The sequence below is a fragment of the Kineococcus vitellinus genome (genome assembly GCF_009906315.1).
Lineage (GTDB): Bacteria > Actinomycetota > Actinomycetes > Actinomycetales > Kineococcaceae > Kineococcus > Kineococcus vitellinus.
In genome coordinates, this window is sequence record NZ_JAAALL010000605.1 from 1 (window position 1) to 775 (window position 775).

General features: G+C 82.6%; 2 protein-coding genes. Both read right to left on the reverse strand.

All coding sequences use genetic code 11. The features are described from left to right. The coding region (locus tag GTQ99_RS23685; protein ID WP_166618079.1) for a hypothetical protein at positions 1 to 183 on the reverse strand (183 nt) is incomplete at its 3' end. Beyond that, the coding region (locus GTQ99_RS23690; RefSeq protein WP_205708130.1) for a glycosyltransferase at positions 180 to 775 on the reverse strand (596 nt) is incomplete at its 5' end. The genes GTQ99_RS23690 and GTQ99_RS23685, both read right to left, overlap by 4 nt.

Genomic DNA, 775 nt, shown 5'->3' on the forward strand with positions numbered 1-775 from the left:
GACGGAGACCGCGGGGGCCGCGCCGAGCAGCACGGGCAGCGAGCGCACCCCCGCCGCGGCCAGCAGCAGGGCGCCCGGCAGCAGCACCCACAGCGCGGCCACGGCCAGCGTCGCGGCGTCGCCGGCGGCGCTGCCGCCGCTGATCCAGCCGGGCGCGACGGCGCCGAGCAGGGCGGTGCTCACCCGGGCACGCGCCCGGCGGCGACGGCCAGCACGACCCCGGCGGCCCGCTGCGCGGCCGCGGCCAGCGAGCCGTGCTCCAGCGCCCACGCGCGCAGCCGGGCGCGCTCGGCGGCGTCCGGCCGCCGCCAGGTGCGCAGCGCGGCGGCCACCGCCGCCGGGTCGTGCTCGACCGCGGCGCCGAGGCCGTGCGCGCGCACGGTGTCGCGGCCGCTGCCGGTCCCGGCGAAGAGCACGGGCGTGCCGCAGGCCGCCGCCGCGGCGATCTTGGTGGGGGCCATGAGGTCGTAGCCGGTGCCCGGCACCAGCGAGGCGAGCGCGACGTCGGCCCCGGCCAGCAGCCGGGCGGCCCGCTCGGGCTGGACGGTGCCGGGCAGCTCGACGGCGCCGGGGGCCAGCTCGGCGGCCAGCGCCCGCAGCCGCGGCAGGTCGACGCCGCCGCCGACCATCGTCAGCCGGGCGCCGGGGTCCTCGCGGGCCAGCTCGGCGAAGGCGCGCACGAACACCTCGGCGCCCTGCCACTCGGACATGGTCCCGCTGTAGACGGCCCGCAGGCCCCGGTGCGCCGGCGCGGCGGGGCCTGCGGGCCGTCTAC